Source organism: Brakhagea slesvicensis, from assembly GCF_052161625.1.
Lineage (GTDB): Bacteria > Planctomycetota > Planctomycetia > Pirellulales > Pirellulaceae > JBKCUI01.
This window is the reverse complement of the sequence record NZ_CP197412.1, coordinates 712,933-735,816: the sequence shown is the minus strand read 5'-3', so window position 1 is coordinate 735,816 and position 22,884 is coordinate 712,933. Positions and strand designations below refer to the sequence as shown.

The 22,884-nt window shown below is 49.9% G+C and carries 16 protein-coding genes; all 16 read right to left on the bottom strand.

Annotated features, from left to right (window positions below; translation table 11 throughout):
• Window positions 1-704: 704 nt before the first annotated feature.
• On the bottom strand, window positions 705-2,861 hold the full coding sequence (locus tag SH467x_RS02845; protein WP_482369783.1) for a bi-domain-containing oxidoreductase: 2,157 nt from the start codon (window positions 2,859-2,861) through the stop codon (window positions 705-707).
• 670 nt (window positions 2,862-3,531) lie between these two features.
• Window positions 3,532-4,755 (bottom strand): UDP-N-acetyl-D-mannosamine dehydrogenase, encoded by a 1,224-nt coding sequence (wecC, locus tag SH467x_RS02840; protein WP_482369782.1) that lies wholly within the window; start codon window positions 4,753-4,755, stop codon window positions 3,532-3,534.
• Between the two features lie 251 nt (window positions 4,756-5,006).
• Window positions 5,007-6,953, bottom strand: a complete 1,947-nt coding sequence (gene asnB, locus SH467x_RS02835; RefSeq protein WP_482369781.1) for an asparagine synthase (glutamine-hydrolyzing) — start codon at window positions 6,951-6,953, stop codon at window positions 5,007-5,009.
• Between the two features lie 347 nt (window positions 6,954-7,300).
• A complete protein-coding gene (locus SH467x_RS02830; RefSeq protein ID WP_482369780.1) occupies window positions 7,301-8,116 on the bottom strand; it encodes a class I SAM-dependent methyltransferase in 816 nt (271 codons plus the stop codon).
• Window positions 8,117-8,265: 149 nt separating this feature from the next.
• Window positions 8,266-9,315, bottom strand: coding sequence for a glycosyltransferase (locus SH467x_RS02825; protein WP_482369779.1), 1,050 nt, complete (start codon window positions 9,313-9,315; stop codon window positions 8,266-8,268).
• Between the two features lie 234 nt (window positions 9,316-9,549).
• On the bottom strand, window positions 9,550-10,560 hold the full coding sequence (locus tag SH467x_RS02820) for a glycosyltransferase family 4 protein (RefSeq protein ID WP_482369778.1): 1,011 nt from the start codon (window positions 10,558-10,560) through the stop codon (window positions 9,550-9,552).
• A 292-nt stretch (window positions 10,561-10,852) separates the two neighbouring features.
• Window positions 10,853-11,569, bottom strand: coding sequence for a class I SAM-dependent methyltransferase (locus SH467x_RS02815; protein WP_482369777.1), 717 nt, complete (start codon window positions 11,567-11,569; stop codon window positions 10,853-10,855).
• A 62-nt stretch (window positions 11,570-11,631) separates the two neighbouring features.
• On the bottom strand, window positions 11,632-13,014 hold the full coding sequence (locus SH467x_RS02810; protein ID WP_482369776.1) for a hypothetical protein: 1,383 nt from the start codon (window positions 13,012-13,014) through the stop codon (window positions 11,632-11,634).
• A 7-nt stretch (window positions 13,015-13,021) separates the two neighbouring features.
• Window positions 13,022-14,074: a CgeB family protein gene (locus SH467x_RS02805; protein WP_482369775.1), complete on the bottom strand. Its 1,053-nt coding sequence runs from the start codon at window positions 14,072-14,074 to the stop codon at window positions 13,022-13,024.
• A gap of 55 nt (window positions 14,075-14,129) precedes the next feature.
• A complete protein-coding gene (locus SH467x_RS02800; protein ID WP_482369774.1) occupies window positions 14,130-15,086 on the bottom strand; it encodes an alpha-1,2-fucosyltransferase in 957 nt (318 codons plus the stop codon).
• Between the two features lie 232 nt (window positions 15,087-15,318).
• Complete coding sequence (locus SH467x_RS02795) at window positions 15,319-16,053, bottom strand: FkbM family methyltransferase (RefSeq protein ID WP_482369773.1); 735 nt, start codon at window positions 16,051-16,053, stop codon at window positions 15,319-15,321.
• A gap of 256 nt (window positions 16,054-16,309) precedes the next feature.
• Complete coding sequence (locus SH467x_RS02790) at window positions 16,310-17,095, bottom strand: O-methyltransferase (RefSeq protein ID WP_482369772.1); 786 nt, start codon at window positions 17,093-17,095, stop codon at window positions 16,310-16,312.
• Between the two features lie 260 nt (window positions 17,096-17,355).
• Window positions 17,356-18,084, bottom strand: coding sequence for an FkbM family methyltransferase (locus tag SH467x_RS02785; protein ID WP_482369771.1), 729 nt, complete (start codon window positions 18,082-18,084; stop codon window positions 17,356-17,358).
• A 44-nt stretch (window positions 18,085-18,128) separates the two neighbouring features.
• Window positions 18,129-19,442: a lipopolysaccharide biosynthesis protein gene (locus tag SH467x_RS02780; protein WP_482369770.1), complete on the bottom strand. Its 1,314-nt coding sequence runs from the start codon at window positions 19,440-19,442 to the stop codon at window positions 18,129-18,131.
• A 32-nt stretch (window positions 19,443-19,474) separates the two neighbouring features.
• Window positions 19,475-20,755, bottom strand: a complete 1,281-nt coding sequence (locus tag SH467x_RS02775; protein ID WP_482369769.1) for a nucleotide sugar dehydrogenase — start codon at window positions 20,753-20,755, stop codon at window positions 19,475-19,477.
• A gap of 245 nt (window positions 20,756-21,000) precedes the next feature.
• Complete coding sequence (locus SH467x_RS02770; RefSeq protein WP_482369768.1) at window positions 21,001-22,785, bottom strand: acyltransferase family protein; 1,785 nt, start codon at window positions 22,783-22,785, stop codon at window positions 21,001-21,003.
• Window positions 22,786-22,884: the final 99 nt, after the last annotated feature.

The window sequence follows — 22,884 nt, the reverse complement described above, 5'->3', positions numbered from 1 at the left end:
AATGTAGAACCGGCGTTTCGACGGTTTCTTTTGTCCTGAAAGGACTATAGCCATTAGCCGGGGGTTGAGCGTATGCGATACCCCCGGTGGATTCCCCATGGATTGAGCATCCCGACGGGATGCCAGCCGCACGCCTGAACATCTTCGTGTTGTTAATCGAGATGCGTTCTATTGCAAGCAGGAACACCAATCTCGATTAAGCCATCGCATTGCTTTAATCCCTTCGGGATAGAAGAAGGGGTGGGGGGGACCGGGGGTATCGCTCGCGCTCAACCCCCGGCTACAAGCTTTGATCCTTTCAGGATCGACAGAGGGATCTGTTGAGGACAACAGATCGACATTGTCGAACGTTTTCCTGTTCTTGTCCTGAAAGGACTATAGCCATTAGCCGGGGGTTGAGCGTATGCGATACCCCCGGTGGATTCCCATGGATTGAGCATCCCGACGGGATGCAAGCCGCACGCCTGAACATCTTCGTGTTGCTAATCGAGATGCGTTCTATCGCAAGGAGGAACACCAATCTCGATCAAGCCATCGCATCGCTTTAATCCCTTCGGGATAGAAGAAGGGGTGGGGGGGACCGGGGGTATCGCTCGCGCTCAACCCCCGGCTACAAGCTTTGATCCTTTCAGGATCGATTGTCGAGCCGGCGTCTCGACTGTTGGCCAATGTCGAACGGCTCGTCCTCGACCGTTCCTGCTCACTCACGCAAGGTGCGTGATGGTGGTATCGGTTGCGGCGGACTCGACGGCGGCGAACGATGCTAGCGTCGTATTGATGTAACGACTTAAATTGCTTTCGAACGCCCTTTTACCTTGTAATGCCTGAACCACGCTTGCGAATTGCTCTTTATGCCCCTTCTCCTGCCGGGTCGTTTTAAACCTTCGGAATCCCTTGAACCCATACCCATGGGTGACTCGAAAGTTGTCGATCTCCAGAACTCGATCATCGGAAAAGACTCGGTAGGTTTCCTTGGGATAGGCTTTGCTACCATTGGCGAAGTAGCAGAGGTTGCCGATGCTGCCGTCGGCCAAGGTCACGTTGATAGTCATCTTGTCTTCGTGAATCGCTTCACCACCTGCCAGCTGCGACGCACTGACGCTTTTTATGTCGCTGTCGGTGATGTAACTCATCCAGTCAAGGAAGTGGCACGCTTCTCCGATAATCCGCCCGCCACCAACCAGGGGATCGTGAACCCAATGGTTCGCAGGGATACTCCCTGCATTGATCATGATCTGCATGGCGACCGGACCGGTCCGTCCCCGAAGAAGCTCTTTGCAACGGAGTGTGTGCGGACTAAAGCGACGGTTGAACCCCACGATAAGCTTGCACGAGGCAGCGCTGTTCGCCGATGCGATGACTTGGTCAAGTTGCTCACGGTTTATGGCCAGCGGTTTCTCGACGAAGACATGCTTGCCAGCTTCCAGCGCGCGGCAGATGAGTTGGGCGTGCGAGTCGTGATTTGTGGTGATGAAAACCAAATGAACTTCCGGATCCGATAAGACTTCGGAGAGATCGGTAGTGGCACGCTCAAACCCAAACTTCTTGGCAGTGTGTTGCACTTCGGAAGGAGTGGAGCGACCTGCGACATATTTCCATCGAACCGGTAGCCCTTTCACCGCAGGCAGTAGCGTGGCGCGTGTGAAATTCCCTGCGCCGATGACTGCGGCGGTCACTGCGGCGGTTACCGTGGAGAGAGGGGATGGCGTCGTCGACGCGGCCGCGATCGACAGAGTTTGTGATCGAGGGGTGTCCTGGGGAAATTCAAGGAGAACTCCGAGCGAGTTTGGGTTCTTTTGAATCGTTTCGTAGGCCGCGATCGCTTGGTCGATCGGATATCGGTGCGTCAGGAGTTTCGAGAACGATATTTGCCCTCGACCGAGCATCTGCAAGATGGCTTCGAAGTTCCGTTGTTCGGTCCAGCGTACGAATCCGATTGGATAGTCGTTTCCCGCCTCTTCATACGAAGCGTCGTAACGCCCTGGCCCGTAGGAGCAGGAAACTTGAAAGGAGAGTTCCTTCTCATAGAAATCGCTTCGGTTCAGTTGAAGCCCGACGACGCCGACGAGAACGATGCGACCTCGTTTGCGGCAAGCCTTGGCAGCCTGCCGGACAATGTCGTCCGATTTGGCCGAGGCGGTGATCAAGACCGCATCGGCCCCGCGTTGTTGCGTGAGATGATGGACCATGCCGCCGACATCGTTGCACTCTAGGCCGTGGATTGTTTCGGCCCCGAAGTCGCGAGCCAGTTTTAGGCGTTCCGGGTGGATATCGATCCCGATGACATGGCAGCCATTGGCGCGAAGAAGTTGGACTGTGATCAGGCCGATCAATCCCAAGCCATAGACAACGATCGATTCACCGAGAGTGGGAGCGGCGAGACGGATCCCTTGCAGGCCGATGCTGGCCAGAACGGTGAAAGCGGCTTCTTCGGAAGGAACGCCTTCGGGAATGCGTGCGCACAGGTTTTTGGGGACAGAGACAAAGCCAGCGTGCGGTCCGTTGGAGACCACGCGGTCGCCGATTTGGAATTCGGTGACCCCGGCGCCGACATCGACGACGGTCCCGGCGTTGCAGTATCCCAGAGGGAGCGGTTCCCCAAGTTTCGTGAAGACCGCTTCGAGGGTGGGGAGCAAGCCATCGGTTCGGATCTTATCGAGAACTTGTTTGACCTTTTCAGGCTGCGCTTTGGCTTTCCCCAGCCAACCCGCCTTCCCGAACTCGACCAGCATTTTCTCCGTACCTGCGGAGATAAGTGTCGACTCTGTGCGGATCAGAAGCTTGCCAGAGGAGACCGCTGGCACGGGAACTTCTTCAAGCATCGTCTGTCCGTTACCGAGATTCTGTAAGACTTGCAGCATGGGGGGAACCGTTCTCCGAACGGTGTTCTTAGTTCTTAGTTCTTAGTGGCGAGTGGCGAGGGGCGAGTGGCGAGGGGCGAGGGGCGAGGGGCGAGGAGCATGGAGCATGGAGCATGGAGCATGGAGCATGGAGCATGGAGCATGGGGTGTGGGGCGTGGGGCGTGGGGCGTGGGGCGTGGGGTGTGGGGCGAGGGGCGTGGGGCGTGGGGCGTGGGGTGTGGGGTGTGGGGTGTGGGGTGTGGGGTGTGGGGTGTGGGGTGTGGGGCGAGAGGTTTTAGTCCCGGTAGGGACGGCATAGAATAGCCCAGCCCTTTAGGGCTGGGTGGGGGGCCAACCATGCCCGAAGTCCCGGTAGGGACGAAAGAACATCCCGGAATGGTGGAATTGTGTCATCGCCATGTGAGGCAATATCGGATGGGCGCGGCTTCTTGTTATGCGTCTTGCGTGAAGGATGGAATCGGGGTGCCTTGATGAATGCGAATTGCATGTGGGTAAGATCTTGCCGTAGGCTTGAAAAACCACCTTTCGTCCCCACCGGGACTTGGGCGCCTCTCGCCCCCTGCTCCCTGCTCCCTGCTCCCTGCTCCCTGCCCCATGCCCCATGCTCCATGCTCCATGCTCCATGCCCGTTCTTCCTCGCTGCTCGCTACTCGCCCCTCGCTACTTTTTTCACTTCCAACACCCTCTTGTGTCGATGACGACGCGTTGGTCGAGGATTCGTTTGGGAAGCTTTTTAAAGGGCTTGTGGTCGACTAGTAGCAAGACGATATCGGCTCGTTTGATAGCTTCTTCGGCCTGTTCCAGTTTGGCTTTTCCGACGAGCGATTTCGGCAGTTGGGTGATATGCGGTTCGCATACGATCAATTCCTCGCCGTAGAGATCCGCCAATTGTTCCGCGATATGGAGTGAAGGGCTTTCACGCAGATCATCCACATCCGCTTTGAAGGCGAGGCCGAGGCAAGCGATGACTGGTTTGCGAAATCGTTCGGCTCGCTCTTTGACTTGCTCGATCACATGGTTCGGTTTCGCGTCGTTCACTTCCCGAGCGGTTCGGATGAGACGGGCGCGATCCGGGCAAGCGGCGACGATGAACCAGGGGTCGACGGCGATGCAATGGCCCCCGACGCCGGGGCCGGGTTGCAGAATTTTCACGCGGGGGTGTCGGTTTGCCAGTTGGATCAGCTCCCAGACATCGATATTGAGCGAGTCGCAGACCATGGAGAGTTCGTTGGCGAAGGCGATGTTCACATCGCGATAGGAGTTCTCCGTCAGCTTGGCCATTTCCGCGGTGCGCGCGTCGGTGATAAAGATTTCTGCGGAGCAGAATGTTTCGTAGAGTTCCTTTGCCTTTTCGGCGGCTTCGGGGGAGAGGCCACCTGCGATACGGTCATTGGAGACCAGTTCTTTCAGCATTTGGCCCGGTAGAATTCGTTCGGGGCAATGGGCGAAGAGAAAATCCTCTTCCGTGAATTGGCCAGCGCAAGCGTCCAGCAGCCAGTCCCGCATCATTTCGGTGGTACCGACCGGGCTGGTCGATTCGAGGATGATAAGATCCCCTTTCTTCACCACGGGGGCCAGCGATCGCGTGGCCGCTTCCACGTAGGAGAGGTCTGGGAGGTTTGTTCCGTTGCCGTGATGGAAGGGGGTTGGAACGGCGACGATGAAGGTGGAGGCAGGTTGGGGAGCGGTAGCGGCGGTGAGATTCCCGCTTTGGACCGCAGCGCGGACGAGGATATCCAAGTCGGGTTCTTCGATATGGATACGTCCTTCGTTGATCGTCTGAACCACGTGTGGAACCACATCCACCCCAAGGACCTTCTTCCCTTTGGTCGCAAAGATGGAGGCCGTAGGAAGTCCAATATAACCGAGGCCGAGAACGCAGATATCAAACATAGGGAAGCAGCGAGAGGCGAGTGGCGAGAAGCGAGGAAAAGAAAAAAGTAGCGAGTAGCGAGTAGCGAGGGGCGAGGGGCGAGGGGCGAGTAGCGAGGAAAAGAGGAGTGACCGCTGTCAGGGCGGTGTTCGTTCAACCCCTTCGCAGGCAAATCGATATTGGGTGCAGGATAGCGATTTGTAGGGTGATTGGAGGCGTACCTGTCGGAGACAGGTAGAAACGAAGAACGCCGTTTAGAAAACGGCTAATGCTATGCAGCTGTTGAAAATGGTCGGTAAAGCTTCGCGGAACCATTTCCCATGAATTGGGTCATCCAGGAGTCGACAGCCAAGACAGCAAGGAGAGAGTAGCTTCCGTCGGCTTCGCCTCGCTTGGTCGCTTGAACCAATTCCTTTACGGCGTTCGTGTCGAAAACTGGCTCGTAACCATGTTGTTGCAAGCTTTGAAAGCGAGCATCCAATTTTCCATCTACAAGCCATTGTCGGACGGGACCGCCAAAGCCGGTTTTGGGGCGATAAATCACATCGTGAGGCAAGTATCTCTCGGCCAATTTGCGAAGGAGGAATTTCGTTGTTTTGCCTCGCATTTTGAGGTGTATGGGAAGTTTGCAGGCGAAATCGACTAGATCGAGATCGAGGTATGGCACTCTGACTTCTACGCCTTCCGCCATGCTCATCTTGTCGGTGTAGTTCAAGTTATGATCGGTTAGGAAATATTTCAAATCCCAGAACAGCATTTGATTGAGCAAGGATGATTCGTTTGGAATCTTCGCAATCGACTGTATGAGGAAGTTAGCCGGGTCGTAATTTTCCAGCTCGTGTTGGATAGAACTGTCAAACAGTTTTGCAACGCGAGACCGGTCAAGCCATGTGTAGAATCCGGCAGCGCGTTCAAGGCTACTTTTTCCTAGTTGCGAGAGTAGCTTCTTTCCCCGCCGAGCGGTTGGATTTGTATTTGGGAGGTACTTGCCAATGGAGCGTAACGCGGATTGCACCGGTGTAGGAATCCACGATAGAAACTTTTCGAGTGATTCCGCTTGATGGCGGCGATAGCCGCTGAACAGGTCGTCGGCCGCGGTCCCACCGATGAGGACGATATCCCCTTGCGAGCGTGCGTGGCGGCAGATGTTACGAACATGCAGAGGAGCGACGTCTGCTTGTGGTTCATCCAGATGCCAGATCATTTCGTCGAAATGGTCGAGGACGTCGTGGTCTCCATCGACGACTTGCAGGTCTAGGTCGAGAGAATGGGCGACTTTCTGAGCGTAGGTAAAGTCATCCACGAAGCCGTCGGATGATTTTCCATTTAGTCCGCCACATTTGGGAGAATGGATCGTGTAGCAGCGGAATGATTCGCCAATTTGCTTTCGGGCGATGGCAGCGAGGAGACTGGAATCGAGTCCTCCAGAAAGGAAGAAACCAACGGGGACGTCGGAGAGGAGTTGCCTTTTGACGGTTTGCTGGAGCAGGGAATCCAGTTGGTCGACGCAGTCTTCGGTCGAACGGAATGAATTCCGTTCACCGTTAAAGGGAATTTCGTAATACTGTTTTGGGCGACAGTTACCAGAGTAGGGAGCAAGGTCGATTTCGAGAAAGTGACCTGCTTCAAGCTTTCTGATATTGGAAAAGGGGGTTTGTTCGCCTGGGGACCACAGGAACGTTAAGTAGTTCGCGATGGCTTGATGATTTAATGATTTATCGATGCCCGGCAGGAACGCGAGCGACTTCAATTCGGAGGCGAGGAAAAACTCGGTTTTGCTTTGGTAGTAGTAGGCCGGTTTGACACCGAGTGGGTCACGCGCGATGGTTAGTTTTTGGGATTGTTTGTCGAAGACAGCAAACGTGAAAATCCCGTTGAGTTTCGGCAGGGCATCGAGGCCGAGGGTTGCAAAGGCGTGGAGTAGCGTTTCGGTATCGGAATGTCCCCGGAATGGGACATGCGAAAGAAACTGGTTTCGAATGTCTTGGTGGTTATAGATTTCCCCGTTGAAGACGATGGTAAATCGACCATCGGGAGTCCGCATTGGTTGGCTCCCGTTTGGGGAAAGATCTTGGATCGCCAGCCTTTGATGTCCGAGCGTCAGAGGTGGTTCAAATAGAATCGCATTCTCATCAGGGCCTCGATGATCCTGGAGGTGGAAGAATGGGGCTAACTGAGGCGTCGCCCTGTTGGAAAGGGCGACAAAAATACCGCACATACGGCAGTCTCGACGCATAACGATGAAGGTTCGCGAACATCGAGACAAGTATTCACGGCGTTTCAAAATAAGCAAGAAATTAGCACGTCATTTTGTCGTGCCTTTTGCATCCAGATGATCCATCGGCCTGCAAGATGGATGTTAGAGTGTAGGAATTGTCTAATTCGAACGCACTAGTCAGTTCAAGCAGAGTATGAAACGTTCCGGAACGGAACGCATCGATGGCGCGGCGTCGCAGGGTGTTCTTCCGAAAAGGATGCTAGTACTTCGATCTGGATCATACGTGACCTGAAACCCCAGGGGCTTTGCGTTGGTCATCGATTCGCTACATGCTAATTTCGCGGAGTTCATTTTGGCTTTTCAACTTCGATCATCAATTGCAATCCGTGTCCTTTGAGGAATCGTTTAATGAACGACCTCGGCCAGATTGCTTTGGCGAATCTCAATAGTTGTCCCCGATGCCTTTGCCCTGCGTCAGAAGTTAGAAGATCCGCGTGGGTCAGATTCGTTTCAATTTTCTTGATATCGAAGCGGCTAACGAGAGATCGTGCCTCGTTAATCGAGTAAGCCTTTGTTCCAGGACTTTCGAGATACTTTGAATAGATAGATTCGAGAGAGAGAAACGGTCGTCCGCGGAGAAGCGCGTACCGAATCCAGAGCATGTAACCCACTATCGAGTACTTGTGGTAGATCATGATCTTCGCAAAGCCGCCTGGCTTAAGAACTCGAAAGACTTCTTGAATAGCCTGTGGTGTATTGGGAGAGTGATGTAGTACCCCCCAGGAATAAACAGCATCGAAAGAGCAATCCTCGAACGGCAGATTCTCCGCATCTGCTGTCAGCAACCTAGACTCTAGCCCCAATTGTTCAAATCGACGTTGGCAATGACTTACTGCACGTTCAGTTAAGTCGACTCCGGTAAGAATCGCGCCTGATTCCGCAAGTCGTTGATGATCGGCCCCCAGGCCTACTCCAATTTCGAGGGTGACTTTTCCTGAATATTTTTCGAAGTCTCCAAACGTCAATATCTCTGGTTCGAGCTGGTACCGGATGCGAGATTGCTCTAAATAATCTTCTTTCGAAAAACCATCGAGATACAGGTGTTCTCCGCAGGAGCCTGACTCCCAAAATTGCTGAACGTCTAACTTTTCTGGTGTAGCCATGACTCAACTTCTACTGCGAAACAATCACGAGAGCGTACTTAAACGGAGCGTTCACTGAACCCAGTACGTTCGTGATTGCTTATACACGACGACATCTGAGTGATCGAACAACTTGCAATGCGTATGAACGTTGTGTACTCGCCATACTATCAAGAACGACCCGCGAGCAAGTCACACACCAAATCAATTTGGTCTTCAATTTTTCGAATCGCTGGCTTTTGCTCGTCCTCTCTCAAGCAACGAATGATAGCTCGACCAATTGACTCTGGTGAATTTGGGTCAAACTTGTAATCCGTGGCTACGATCTCGTCGATCCAATTGGATTTGCTTGCCACAACGGGCTTTTTCAGCATTGCAGCCTCCACCAGTCCGAGCCCGAGTGTTTCCAGAACGGATGGGAAGACAACGGCTTTGGATTCCTGCATGACCGAAAAAACTTGATCATGGCTAATTGTTCCAAGTAGCCTAATATCCGCACCGTTGGACATAGCCTCGCTCAAAGCACTTTGGAATGAAGAGTCGGCTACTTTCCCAAGTGTAAGTCCGAGGGAAAACTGCTGGTTATTGTTACGGCACCAGGATATCGCGCGAATCAAGTTGCAATGATTCTTGTGATAAGAAAAGTTGCTTGGATAAAACAGGTCTAACTTGTGTTCAACGACTTGGCCGCCTTCGTGAAATTGTGGAGGTCGGAAAAAGGGAGCGACAACCACTCTGCCGCTCTCAAGACCCAACCATTTCTCAAGGCGGTTCTTGACAAAATTGGTTTGAACAATCCAGGTGTCTGTATTTCTCTGCAAGAACTTAATGCTCATCTGTATTGCGAGAATCCGAAGTCGCACACGGAAGGGAGTAGCTTTAGGGGCCAATCCTGGCAAGAGATAAGCATTGTGGAAGAAAGTAAACAGTTGGCAGTTTGGAAAGCGTTTTTGCAGAGGAATGTTTCCAAAAGACAAAATAGAATCTGGCTGATACTGCTTCGCCAACTTCTCGATCGCAGCCTGACGCCTTGGATCGAAGGGACCGAAGGAATTAATTTGATAGGATGAATTGAGGTCACGTGCAAACTGCTTTGGAACTACGAAGAAGCACCTATCGCCACGTTCGACCAGTTTATCGTTGAGATACTGAGCCAGAATGTTGGACCCACCCCCGCTGTTACTTGCATCCACCAATATAGAAGCGCACTTGCGATTCACTTATGTCGCCTTCAAAACGAATAATATTGGAGAGGTGTGTAGTTTAAACTCAACATGTTGGGAAACGACAGGCGTGTTTCGCGGTAGGGGCGCTTTGTCTAATGGGTCGACAAAAAGTTTTGATTGTGTTCGAGAATATACGTTTGACGTAGAATGTTACCACGTCGAATCGGGTTTGTCGTTGATCATGGATGGATCATGTGTCCCGTAAAACCAAGAATCGTACCATGTAAACTAAACCTCTTCGACCATCTCTCTATAAAGAGTTTTGTATTTGGTAGCAATGACTTCAGGGTGGAATCGCCCAATATTTAAAAAGCCCTTTTCGACGATCGCTCGTCTGGCTTCTTGATCAGTAGCGAGTTTTGTAATGGCCGCACGAATATCAAGTGGGTCTTCTGGGTTGACTAATACCGCGGCGCCTCCGGCGACGTCCGGCATACTACTTCTGTTCGACGTAATGACCGGCACGCCGACAGATTGTGCCTCGAGGATAGGAAGTCCAAAACCCTCGCTGTGGCTTGCAAAGAAAAGTATGTCATTCTCGTGATAAATGGATCTCATGCGCTCATCCGAAACATCGGATTCGTTATTGAAACTCACGCCGAACTCATTTAGTAGCCTTAGGTTCTCGTCGGATATCTTACCCACAATGTGGAGCTGACATTTTAATCCCCTTACTGCCCTAATCAAACCGTCGAGGTTCTTTAGCCTAGCCGATCCAATCTGGAGAATGCGAGGCGACTCGCTTTCAAACACGCGGTTGGTACGCGTCGTCGAGAGGGTTACGCAGTTCTCAATCACTACCACCTTTTCGCCCAAATGTCCGACTTCCCTTTCGAGTTCTCTGCGGGTCGATTCTGAAATGACGGTAATGCGTTTTGCGAGGAGACAAGGGAGTTTGAACCACAAAAGTTTGTATATGGCTCGTTTGAGGCCTCTGAAGTGCCGCAAACGTTCGCAGTCGTGGATAGTCAGAATTGTTTTTTTTCTCACCGGTATGGCAAGATAATGAACATCTCCTGTGATGTGCAGTAAATCTGTTGAATGGGAGTATACCTGAGCTATATTCTCTATGAGGTTGCGTAACGAAATCTTAGATTTCGGGAGAGTGAGGAACTCACAGTGATAGTCACTACTGATTAGTGGTTCGAGGGTCCTGAATAATCTCTCTATACTATGGATTCCAGGTCTTGGACTGCGTAAAACAAGCGTCACGCGAGGCTTGTGCTGAATCTCTGTCATTGTGGATTGCGCGTAGGGAATTCGTAAGAGGTGCTGATTACTCCAAGACGGTCTTAGGTAGACTATGTTGTCGGCTGTCGGGTGGGAATTTAGCAGAAAGTACTCTGAAAGCCAAGGAAGAATCCGAATCGCGGGACGACGATGGGTGAGAGAATCTTCGGACAAGTACGGCACGTCCTCGAATTGTGGTTAGGCAGCAGCATACTAACAGTGAGCCCATGATATGCTTACACCAAGAAAAACTATCGCATTGCAAACTACAGAGTATTGTCAAAGCGCATAGGGAATTGCGCTATTGAACGACATCTGTCTTTTTAAGGATCGCAATGGCATTCGGGTCGAGTGGCAATCGCTTGGAATAGTAGGTATAACCGATGACTACCTCGATCAGGTCGCGTAAAACGAACAGCAGTCTTTTGACGTATCGATGTCTAGATTGATTTGCAACCCGAGACGCGTTGCGGTATCTCTCGAGTTCCAGCCCGGTACTAATACATAGGTGTTCTAGCTTTGAACGGCATAGCCAGGATCGGTGTGTGTGATCTCCGTTGAACAAGGGCATTGAGAATGGACTCTCGCCATTTGGGAATCGCAAGATAACACGTCCTTGATCATTCAGCATTTTGCTGAGTCTCCTGAGGAAGGTCCGGATCTCGTCAACAGAAAGATGCTCAATCACGTCGAATGCGACGATGCAATCGAACTTCCTTCCTTGAAGCGAGTCGTCAACGGAACCAGATGCGAGGTTAACTTGATACGCTTCAATTCCCCTGGATGTTGCGGTAGATACCAGTTCTGGGATTATCTCTATCCCAGTTACCTTGAGATTCTGGTTTTTCGCCCAATCAAGGAACTCTCCATTTCCGAATCCGACTTCCAACAGTTCTTTAGGTCGGTTAGTCAGGGAACTGAAAACTTCAGCATCAAAGTAGTTGTTACTTGTCGCGGTTGCGGCATTACCACGCCCCCAACCCTTCCATTCTTTGTAATCGGAGTAGTCTTGATTCATTGTGTGGTTGTAGGATGTTCGACGAAACGATTATCTATTTGCATTAAGCGTCACTGCTAGCCTCATACAGACAATTCAGGTGTCGAAGGTTGGTTGCTTCCAAAACTCTTTGCTACCGTAATGAATATGTAAAACAGCACGAAACACATTATTGCTTCGAGGACCAATAAACGAGTTGCGCCAATCGCACCATTGTCCATAAGTCTTGTAGGGCTACAAATAACGACCTGAAGCATCAAAAATAGTGTCATGTTTTTTGGCGCTATTTGTCGTGCTGCAATTGATTCGAGCAACAAAAGTACTGAATAAGTAATTCCGCAGAACACAAATCCGGAAATCCATCCACCACGTGCATACCCATCAACGAAAGGGGGAAGCTCAACGCTACTTACTTTTAAACCGTCGCTCCGATAATGAACTGCGAAACCAAAGGGCTGAAGCCTTACGTGAGCAGAATACATGCTACCGGATGTTTGGTCCGAACCGATTCGTATGCTTCTCGTTGCTGCAATTTCGTCATAAAGATCATCGAAACCCCAATATGGTACGATGTCGGGACTCATACAGGGGACGACGAGAGGGGGCCAGAGTGTCAATCGGTTAAATGCGTTAAAGACAACATCTCCGGCCTTGCTCATCGTGTTTTCAATTGCATTTGCGCTTACTCTGCTCGTGAGTGACCCCGACTCTAGTGCGCTTGCAAGGTCTTTTCTACCAACAATGTCTCGGGCAACACCAATGTAAGCGCCCGCGAATAGAAGAAGGGCAGCAACTGGGATCAGAACGGTAGTACCAATTTGAAATCGCAACTTCCAGCTGGGCAATCCAATCGCAAACCCCGCAAGGAAAAGGATAAGTGGGATAAACGCCTGTCCACGTGTACCCGTTATTACCGATATGACGATCTGACAAGCAAGGACAACCAGCCAAAAGCGGAAGGCAAGTTTCAGGCGGAATGCTGTCAATCCCACGAAGAATGGTGTCATATTCAACGCTCCATCTAGTCGACGAGCGATGTAATAAATTGGATTAGAAAAGTCCGTGATCGCGACCCAGTAAAAGAGGTTAAGAAATCCCGCTAAAATTAGAAAGATCTCAAACGTCCGGTCCGCATTTTTGAAAAGATCGAGATTGAATTGCTGCCTGTGTAACGCTGGAGGTCTGAGTGGAATTACAAGCAGAAGCAGGGCGATTGTCCAGTTTGCAGCTGAGGCTCCAATCGCAGCGTTGCCTGGTGACTCCAGCAGCGTGTCACCCCAGGGGAGGGATTTGGAGTCCGAAACTATGACGGAGCAGCAGAGCATCAGGAGAAAGACCTTTTGCAATGCGTTAAAAACAAAGACGGTCTTAGCAGCAAGCGAAGAGGATTTTTTGATTAAACGGTTCCAAAGGATTGCATCGATCACAAGGAATAGAGCAACCAAAAGCATCAATAAAGATAACACGATGGCTTTAGTATTCTTTCGAGAGCAAGTGTTTAAGGACCGTCTTGAGCCGCTCGCAATTCGAGTAACCAGATGCGAGGCAACGCGTCCTCCCAGCAATGGCGATCGCCTGGCGCTCGGCAGGGTGATCTAAGTAGTATCGCGCCTTAAAATAGAGCTCTTCGTCGTTCGCAAAAAATTCTGCTTCTTTGCCCTCGCTAAATAATGCAAGATGTTCGTCTGTTCTCTCTGCAAGCATAAAGACGCCGCACGCAGGGACTTCTATTGACCGTGTTGTCTGTAGATCACGGTTTTGCTTCCTGAGAAATCCAAGTGCGATTTTCGATGCATTGAGTGCTTTTGCATAGTGCTCATCTGCAATGAACCCTGGGTAGAGCGAAACATTAGGATAGGCGTCCTTTATCTTATTCCAGGAGGACCCGCCACCGTGTAACGCAATTCTAAGACCTTTTGATGCAAGATACGAAATCGACAGATCTCTCTTTTCTTCGGATGCTCCGATGAAGACAATATCGCTTTCTAATTGTCTTAATTCTGCAGCGGTTAGCTCATAGGGTTTGTGAATCGTCGGTTCGTAAGCATTCCCGACAAAGAACGCATCTTTCGCACCCGCTTCGAGTAGTTCGGGAATATTATATGTCTTCGTCGAGACATGAAGGTCATAAAGTGGAAGCCCCTTTCTCCAACGTTCGGTTTGGTTGGCTGGATTGAACATGTCATCGGGAGAGTAATTGACCAGTTTTGCTTGAGGTTGTCGGGCCTTAAATAGTCTAAGCACTTCCGGCTGAATCTGTTGGCCCTTGTCGACCCAGAGCAGATCCCAGTCGTTCTTTCTGGAAAGACTCTCTAGCTTGCTGTTGACTCGCTTCCAGTCTAACAGCTTGTTCGTGCGAACTATGATTGAAAGCAACAGACGTTTGGAGAGATTGCTACGACCATACCGCCCAAGTGGCAAAGTAGTGTCGACTTCACTTACCTTGCAGCCTAGCTGTTGTAGCGCCCACAGGCGGTGCAAAGCGGTGCTGCCCTTGCATAATTGTCCTACATAAATGGTCTTCATACCGAGATTGTTCAAGTTCGATTGGTCTTTGATATAACTCGGTCAGAATCGAGTCTCAGCAGGAGCCTATGGTGGTTTCACGAGAGACGGGTTCGTACTCCCGCGGGCCGGTGATATCCGCTGGAACTCGAGTACTTTCTTGAACTTCGATGATTTGCCAGTCCTTAGGCAGAATCTCGGAGCTATCAACCCAAATAGACTTCGATGGTGCAATCACGATCTTGCTTGTGGATCGCCCCAGCCAGGCGGCCCACCAGCTGAACGTACTATTCGGAATGATAAAATGGGTACACAACGACAGGAGATGAAAATCATCTATTGGCTCCCTGCCTTGACGCGAAATGAAATGAACATCGTGAAGATCACCAAACTGATTGTTCCACCATTCGTAATCGTCTGAGAAGACAAAGAATTGCGGATTAATCACCTGCGAGCGAATGCGTTGCATCGCAACGCGATAGTATTCAGCTGACAGGCATCGGGCGTAATCATTGCGTCTTACGTGTATTCCGACTGAAGTAGAAACGTTTAGCTTGGCCGATAATTCAGTTTCTACTCCCATCAACCGCTTTTTAATGGAAAGTTCATCCCTTAAGATAGTTTCAATCGACTCGAAATACATGGGGCATTGCCAATATCCCTTTAGCGTTATCGACTTGGCTGGAAGCAGATTGTATTGGGAATTATCGAAAACCCCCAGTTGGGATTCTTCTATAAATTGCTTTCTCACTGTTGAGACTGGAGTTTTGCTGGCAACATGGCGATAGAAATGGACTCGAATGCGCTCCACTAACCCGGCCGTCTTGGAGTATTCTACGTCGTTACTAAGCTTGAATGCATCGAGTTCATAGGTGCGACGGTAGCGAGTATCTGTTTGGAATAGGGTTTTCGTGTCCAGAATCAGCCGAGCGTCGGTACGAAGTGCAAGACAACGCGCAAAGGCGTACTGAAAAAGTTGGTTTCCTAGCCCTCCGCATAGAAGCAGCTTTACAACAGGTTTTCTTCGGTGCATTATACTGGGTTACAGTGAGACGACGGCGTTATAGAGCTATAAGTTGCGATGGTAAAGCATACGCCGTGAATGGGACAGACCCGATTAAGCATTTGTCGGTATGTATGTTCTGCTCGTCGCGAAGCTGTTACCGTGTAAAGGATTCGTAAGCGAATGTGTGGTTGTGGTTGAATGGCGCGATACGTTTGTTGGAGAAAGCAAAGTAATGAGTGGAACGCATCCCTTTTTCACTCTATCGGGGTGCATTGCGATTCAAGCAAATGTAGTTAGTTGTTACGAAGTGTTCATCCTGTTCGCGATATTTAGGAATAGGAATCGCTCCGATCGGCGAAACTCTGAAAAAGAGAAAATTCGGTGAAAGAAGGTTCCAAAAGTCGCGAAAGAAGGTTCGTGAGTCAAGATTCGACCCGCCGAATTCAAACTGCAGAAGAGTTATGTTGTGATAGAATTCTGTCGGGATAGATTGAAGTACGTTTAGTTCATGTCCTTCGATGTCTAGCTTGAGTATGTCGATATGGTCAACTGCGTATTGCGTGACAAATGTTGAAAAACTCAATAGCTGGACTTCTTCCGATTCGTCGTGTGAAAGTCCATGGCTTCTTAAGTCTCGATGATGCAAGCTTGCTAAACCGCTTCCTGGTGCATCGGTGAATAGTTTTCCCATTCCGTCGGAATCCGACAGGGCATAAGGCAACAATGTTACATTCGAACGGAGCTTGTATCGATCGGCAAGCTTGGACTGGTTGGTTTTTGAAGGTTCGAATACATAAATCATCTTGGGGGCAGTAAGTTTGAGAATTTCTCCCGTCCAGTCACCGACATTACCACCAACATCTAGGACAATTTTGGGTTTGGGCGCAAACTTGAGCGTCTGCTTAACCTCCTGCCCGCATGTCGACGTCCCCCAGCCCTTACCTTGGATTGAATTTAGACGGGCGGTTACTTTTCTGAGAAGTTTATCTAGCATTAGGCGTTCAACCTTTCTTCAACAGGCATTGCAAATCGTAAAACATCAATCTCTTTATGCTCTGCCGGTATTTCGAACCCGTAAAGATTGAGCCAGATCACGTAGCACAAGAGAGCTTTGATAAGGTGCCGCTGAGCGATGGCGACTTCTTTGCCCCTCGGTACCATTTCTGAGTGATCTAGAAATCGAGAATCTCCCTCGAATCGGGTTGTTTTAACCCATTCAGCTGAGATCTCATTTCTCAAGAGGCAATTCACTAAGGTAGAAGATGTTCAGAAACGTCTTGAATACGGATGATGTCATTCGCTACGCTGAGTTTTACATCTTTTCGATGGTTTTTGAAAAAAGCGGCAATCTCTTCAATTGTCGGGTATGCAGGGTGGCTACCAAAACACCTTGCATCGTCGATAAGAATAAGCCAGTCCGTCCGACAAAGCGAAATAATGGCGGTGAGCTCGCGAAAGATGGGACACTCTTCTTCGCCTATTCCTGTTATTCCACCAGAATAGTGACCGTCCAACCAAAAAACCGTCCGTCCGTTCAGGTCCTTTACGAATTGACTTAGTATAGTACCCGAGTCGCCTTCCGCGATCGTAACATTCTCAATTTTCTTGAAACGGGTGCGCGCGAGATCCGCAAGTGGTGGATGTACTTCAATCGAAACTATTCGCTTTAGGTGCTTGCGAAGATACCAAGGCGTGTCTCCCAGGTAGGTGCCGGTCTCGATAAAGTTTTCCGCCTTGAATGCCTTAATCTCCTGGAGAAGGATGGCACGCTTAAGCAGGCTTGGACATGGAATCGATAGCCCACTTCTCCTCCACTCCGATGCATGCGAAACAAAACATACAGATTCGTAAAAATCGAATGCCCATGGGAATGCAGAAATTAGTCGATTTCTAAATTTTATTCGGTTGTGCGGCAAGTTTCTTTCTCCAGTCACGTCTTCGCTGATCTCTGTACTTTTTTTGTAAAAACGATCAGGGATTGTCAGTTGGTTTTCATGTAAGGCTGATTGATGTGTGGAATAAACGAGTGAAACCACTCCGAGTCTGATTAGGCAAAGGAACCGAGCTAGTCGATGTGAGTCCTTTTAAATGCGGACCAATCCATCCGAGAACGTTGTGTGAACAAAATCAAAACGGGCGTCGATTCAGCTTCATCGTTGAGGATCGCTGACCGCTTGGAAGCGTTAATAGTACTATGCACACTGCCAAATATATTACTTCTTCTTAATCGATTAAGAAAACGGGCACTCTTGGATAGTCTACCAAGCTAGAGAGGCAGTGACTGCTACTAACGGTACTACGACCAACCCGTATTTGATGATAGCCCGGTTGTCGTGTTTGCAAAGAGTACGTCTGATTGGGTGAGTCTAAGGTCTTTCGGTCGCTGCGCATACGTGCAAATGTCAACAACATGAAAACCATTTGCTGCCAAGAATGAAATGATTGCATCAGCTAATGGCGCGTTCTCGTAAAGAGGTATCCATGAAACCTCGATTAGTAAGAACTTACAAGAGCGAAGATTAGCTTCAAATCCCCTAAGTAACGAAAGTTCGTACCCCTGGACATCTATTTTTACGCAATCCGGTACAATTCCTGTTTGTTTGATTACTTCATCCGCAGTTGAAAGTGTGATCCTTTCTTCCTGGCCCTTCCACTCCTGCGATGGTAGGATGCTGCTTTGGCCTTCATGTGCGTTAAGAATCGCAGATCCTTGCGTATCGCCGAGAGCGCACGGGAAAAAATGTATTCTTGGATCGGACTCCGAAAGTGAACGCAACTGTGAGCAATGTGCTTGCAATGGTTCAAACAGATAGTAGTCCGACGACGGAAAAACTTCTCGACATTCTTGTGTCCACGACGCATCGCTTGCGCCGACATCCCAGATTGTCTTGAAGTCAAAGCCCTCGTCACGCAGGTTCCGAAATGCGGAAGCAAAGCCGCGCGGTCCCCATCTAGCAGAAACCATACGCACGCCGAATAATCGAAGAAAATGGTTTATGTGCGATTTGATATATTCGCGATACACGAACGAACCTCTGGGTTGTGATTGCGAAGCAACCGAATGTTTAGCTAGAGTGTTGTAACGGCAGCACTAGTCGGTGCTATGGATTGCTTTTCGTGAGACCTGGTTATGATTAGCATCCATAAAACATAAATGAGCGAGAACGCAAGTGAACCATAGGCCACGCCAATCGGTCCGCTGCAATATGCGGCAATTATGTTGATTATGATTCCGATGATCGCTGTCCCGATCTTAGGCGCTAGAATCGCTCGCGAGGTCGAGACGGATAAAATTGTTATAGAAAGTGTCTGTCCAATTGCAAACGCGCCACCACTGATGATTAGTACGCAAACAAGGCTCAGCGAGTCGCTATACCGACTATCTAGGACACTACTTTGGAATAAACTACTAGTGACGGAGAAACCTATAGAACCTACTAGCGTCGCGAAGAGGATGAGGAGGGCGAGTTTGTAAGTTAAGGAGTGCAGTTGCTTTCGTGTTGAACTGCTTGATTTGCTTCCAAGTTGGAAGAAGATTGGGGTGATAAAGTTGATGCAAATGTTGGTCAACAAGACAATGGGCGAGTAACCAATTTGGAATGCGATTGCATAAATCGCGATATCCGCCGAAGAGCAAAAAATTTCTAGCGACCAACGGTCGGATACTTGATGCACCGATGTTAAGATTCCCCAGGTAGTGTAAGGCCAAGCAAAACGCAGTACCTGCTTCACAAAGTCGCCCGAACTGGCATCGCTCTTGACCAGAGGTGTAGGGCTCGGCGAGAGGTAGTATCTCCAACGCAATAGCAATGGGATGCTCACCACTAGCCCTGGGATGAGGAAGGCTAAGAGAAAAGATTCAGACGTTGCTCCTAGATGGGTAACGATAAGCGGCAGTACGGCAATCCGGCCAGTGGATTCGACGACGCTTGTAATCGCGACGGTCTTGCGCATCCGAGCAGCAGCAAACAAGCCGAGATGAAGGGAATTAATCGACGAGCTTATCGCGTGTGTTCCAAGTAGTAAAACCGTTGTGTATGAGTCGAGTACCTGAGCGTAAAGTGCAATCAACGATAAAAGTGTGGTTACTAGAGAAGCACAACAGGTCGCGAGAACTATCACCAAGTTAGCACTCTTTCGGAATGCGCACAGTGCATTGCTTTCGCGTGCTGATGCGAACTGCTTTTGGAGGCCAGCTCCCACTCCGCCGGTGATCAATTGGCCAGAGAGTCCCGTTATTGTTGTTGCAAGTAGTGCTCTACCCAGCGGTGCTGCATCGAATAGGTCCGTTGCGTATTTGATTAATAGTATGGATGCTGCAATGGATATTGTTTGTCCAACAACGACTACAAATGCCTCGCCTGTAAGTTTTCGAACCTGCATGTATTTCGCGGAGTGCTGACCTGTTCAATTGTTCACGCGCGAATGATGCCAGGGGTTACCTGAGATCTTTTTATCACATTGCGTGTGTCTACCAGAAGTGATGCGTTCCTCGCCAATGCGTCGAAAGCAATGTTTTCGTGCGCGGTCGAAATCACCACTGCGTCAAATTGAGCGATTCGCGGGAGATCCCACTCGATACTTCTCAGACCTGCCCAGTGGCTGTGCTCGCGGCTGGGTTTGATGACCGGGACGTAGGGATCGTAGTAGGAGACTTCGCCACCCTTCTCCTTAATAAGGTCCATCAACACATAACTGGGGGACTCGCGGTCGTCGTCGACGTTGGCTTTGTACGCTAAACCGACGATGAGGATTCTGCTGCCGTTGATGGGCTTTTTGACGCTGTTGAGCGCTTCCGCCAACTTCTGAATGACATACTTGGGCATCGACGTGTTGATCTCGCCCGCTAACTCGATGAAGCGGGTGGCTTGGCCGTACTCGCGGGCCTTCCAAGTCAAATAAAACGGATCGATGGGGATGCAGTGACCGCCCAATCCTGGCCCCGGGTAAAAAGGCATGTACCCAAAGGGCTTGGTCTTCGCCGCTTCAATCACTTCCCAAATGTCGATCCCCATCGCGGCATAAACCATCTTGAGCTCATTCACGAGCGCGATGTTGACGCTCCGGAAAATGTTCTCCAACAATTTCGTCGCCTCGGCCGCCCGGCAACTGCTGACCGGGACCACGGTCTCGACGGCTTGCAAGTACAACGCTTTGGCTTTCTCCAAACAAGCGGGCGTGTAACCACCTACGACCTTGGGAATCTTGGCCACTTTGCTGCTGGGATTACCCGGATCCTCCCGCTCAGGGGAGAAAGCCAAATGGAAATCGATGCCTGCTTTCAAGCCCGAACCGGACTCGAGAACGGCTCGAAGGTCTTCATCGGTCGTGCCGGGATAGGTGGTCGACTCCAGAACGACCAGCGTCCCCTTTTGCAAATGGGGAGCAATCGATCTGCCGGTATTGAGCACGTAAGAAATGTCCGGCTCGCGGTTCTTGCTCAAGGGAGTTGGAACGCAGATGACGACCGCGTCGGCTTCCCGGATGCGGGAGAAGTCGGTACTGGCCGTGAAGCGTCCCTCGGAGACTTGCTTTTGTATCTCTTCAGAAGGGATGTGATGGATATAGGACTGGCCGCTGTTGAGTGATTCGACCTTGATCGGATCGATATCCAGCCCGAGAACTTTCACACCGCACCGGGCGAATTGAAGGCCTAGTGGAAGGCCTACGTATCCAAGTCCGATGATGACTAGCATGCGATTCGCGAGTAGGTAGTGAGAAGAAAGTGGTGAGTAGATGTGACAATCAATTGGATGGTGGGAACCACGAATTGAACGAATTAGACGAATGAACGGTAGCGAAGGGGATTGGAGGCTGCTTTACTTCGGACTCGCCACCAGTATTTGTTTTACGGAGCCCAGGGTGGACAGTGGATGGATTTGGGCCATGGGTGCGCGAACATGATCCGTCGCAGACAGTTGAGCTCGCATCTTCGTAGCTGCTACTCATTGTCTCTATCGCTTTTCCACTGCGGATGCAGAATGGAACGAATCCTATCCTCGAGCCGTCGCGCGAAGAATGTTGCACCCGCCTTGGTTAGGTGACGGCAGTCTTGTGAAATGATTTTTCCTTCAGGAGTGATGACATGTACTCGTCCACCATCTTCCTTTACCACGCTTAGCAGATCGACAAATTTTGCGCCCCAGTCGCTCATTAGCTTGGCATCTACTTCCCAATGCTCTTCATCGATCTTAGTTGTCTGACTTGTGAAATCATCACCGCGGTAGTTGTAAAATATCCCGGCTGTAGTTCCGAAATTCTTGGTTCCAATGACGTATATCTTTGGATCTTCTGGCGATATACCCATGTTGGCAACGTCACGGCGCGACCCGGTGGAAAAGAAGACAATGTCTGCGACTTGAAACTTGGGGAGGAATGTTGGATCTGACATCGGATGTTCGATGTATTGTATCTCAATCGATTGAGCCTCCGAACTTTCGAGTAATATGTTTGCCCAATCTCGTGCAAAGCTATTCCCAATGATCAGGACTTTCTTCCGATCATTCTCTTCCCTGAATCCTTGGTTAAGCTCTCGGATTCTGTGATTGTATCGAGAGTGGACTCCTTTCCTCGCGTCTGTAACGCTGATGTCTAACTCTGGAACATCGCGAACGATACCCCCTCGCGAATTTAGGTAATAGCCAAATGCGGTTGTTGACGAAATCGCTGGTATGAGGACCAGGAACAGCATCCAAGTGGGGGTCGTGTTCGATGAACGGAACGGCTTCTCGATCACGTGATAGCTTGCGATCGACAAGATAAGTGTCAATGTAAGTAATGCGATGCCTGAAATGGCATTGATCTCTGGACTGACTATGTATCTGAAGAATGCTAGAAGCGGCTGGTGCCACATGTATAGGCTATAACTTGTTAAGCCCACTAAAATCGAGATTCGATTCTCGAGTACTTTTCGTGCGAACTTTGAATTTCCTGGTTGGGCTACCAAAACAAATGCGGCTAAGACTACAGTAATCGGGATAATAACAATAGGGCCAGGCAAAGGGACCGGTGAAAAAACAATTGCAATGAGTGCTACAATCCCAATCGGTAGGAAGCGTGTACTCAGCGGACGTTCCCAGAAACATAGCTTGGCGATTCCTCCGACGGCAATCTCAAAGAATCGGCAGGGTAGTTGGTAGAATCGGATGTGTTCCGGAACTGGAGAGAAGAAGAGCACTAAAGAAAAGAAAGAAAGAACCGTTAATGCAACTGCGAATGCTCTCCTTGTTCTGAAGAAAAGAGAAGCCAGAAGTGGGATGAATAAATAATATTGCTCTTCCACCGCTAAACTCCACGTATGCAGAAGAGGTTTATGTTCGTTGGTGACGTCCCAGTAATTTCCAGTCGTAATCGATTGAAGAATGTTGTTTGAAAAAAGGTTTGTCGCAACAGCGGATTGCCCTAGGTTTTCCAAGTCATCAGGAAGCATGACGAAGTAGCCGATGACCAAGGAAAACGCAACGGTGAACGTGCACATTGGTAAAATGCGCCGTACACGTCGCAGATAAAACTTGATAATGGAAAAGCGGTTTCCTTCGGTTTCTTTATGAATGATCCCTGTTATTAAGTAGCCGCTGATCACGAAAAAGATATCTACGCCAAGATATCCTGCGGGTAACCAGCCAAAGTGAAAAAGGATAACGGACAGGACTGCTATAGCCCTTAGTCCGTCAATATCTTTTCGATACTCTTTCTTCTCGGTGTGGGACTTCCCGGGCACGAGCATACGCGTTGGAATCGAATTGCGGCTAGCGGTTTGATGGACGTGAAAGATGAAAGGAATAGTGCTTGATAGTTGGATGCTAGTGCGTTGCGGCTGACGCAG

Bases quoted from the DNA above. Each gene is read 5' to 3' on its own strand.
- wecC (WP_482369782.1), bottom strand. From the start codon at position 4,755: ATGTTTGATATCTGCGTTCTCGGCCTCGGTTATATTGGACTTCCTACG.
- SH467x_RS02805 (WP_482369775.1), bottom strand. From the start codon at position 14,074: ATGAAGACCATTTATGTAGGACAATTATGCAAGGGCAGCACCGCTTTG.
- SH467x_RS02845 (WP_482369783.1), bottom strand. From the start codon at position 2,861: ATGCTGCAAGTCTTACAGAATCTCGGTAACGGACAGACGATGCTTGAA.
- SH467x_RS02820 (WP_482369778.1), bottom strand. From the start codon at position 10,560: ATGACAGAGATTCAGCACAAGCCTCGCGTGACGCTTGTTTTACGCAGT.
- SH467x_RS02775 (WP_482369769.1), bottom strand. From the start codon at position 20,755: ATGCTAGTCATCATCGGACTTGGATACGTAGGCCTTCCACTAGGCCTT.
- asnB (WP_482369781.1), bottom strand. From the start codon at position 6,953: ATGTGCGGTATTTTTGTCGCCCTTTCCAACAGGGCGACGCCTCAGTTA.
- SH467x_RS02780 (WP_482369770.1), bottom strand. From the start codon at position 19,442: ATGCAGGTTCGAAAACTTACAGGCGAGGCATTTGTAGTCGTTGTTGGA.
- SH467x_RS02800 (WP_482369774.1), bottom strand. From the start codon at position 15,086: ATGCACCGAAGAAAACCTGTTGTAAAGCTGCTTCTATGCGGAGGGCTA.
- SH467x_RS02830 (WP_482369780.1), bottom strand. From the start codon at position 8,116: ATGGCTACACCAGAAAAGTTAGACGTTCAGCAATTTTGGGAGTCAGGC.
- SH467x_RS02815 (WP_482369777.1), bottom strand. From the start codon at position 11,569: ATGAATCAAGACTACTCCGATTACAAAGAATGGAAGGGTTGGGGGCGT.
- SH467x_RS02770 (WP_482369768.1), bottom strand. From the start codon at position 22,785: ATGCTCGTGCCCGGGAAGTCCCACACCGAGAAGAAAGAGTATCGAAAA.
- SH467x_RS02795 (WP_482369773.1), bottom strand. From the start codon at position 16,053: ATGCTAGATAAACTTCTCAGAAAAGTAACCGCCCGTCTAAATTCAATC.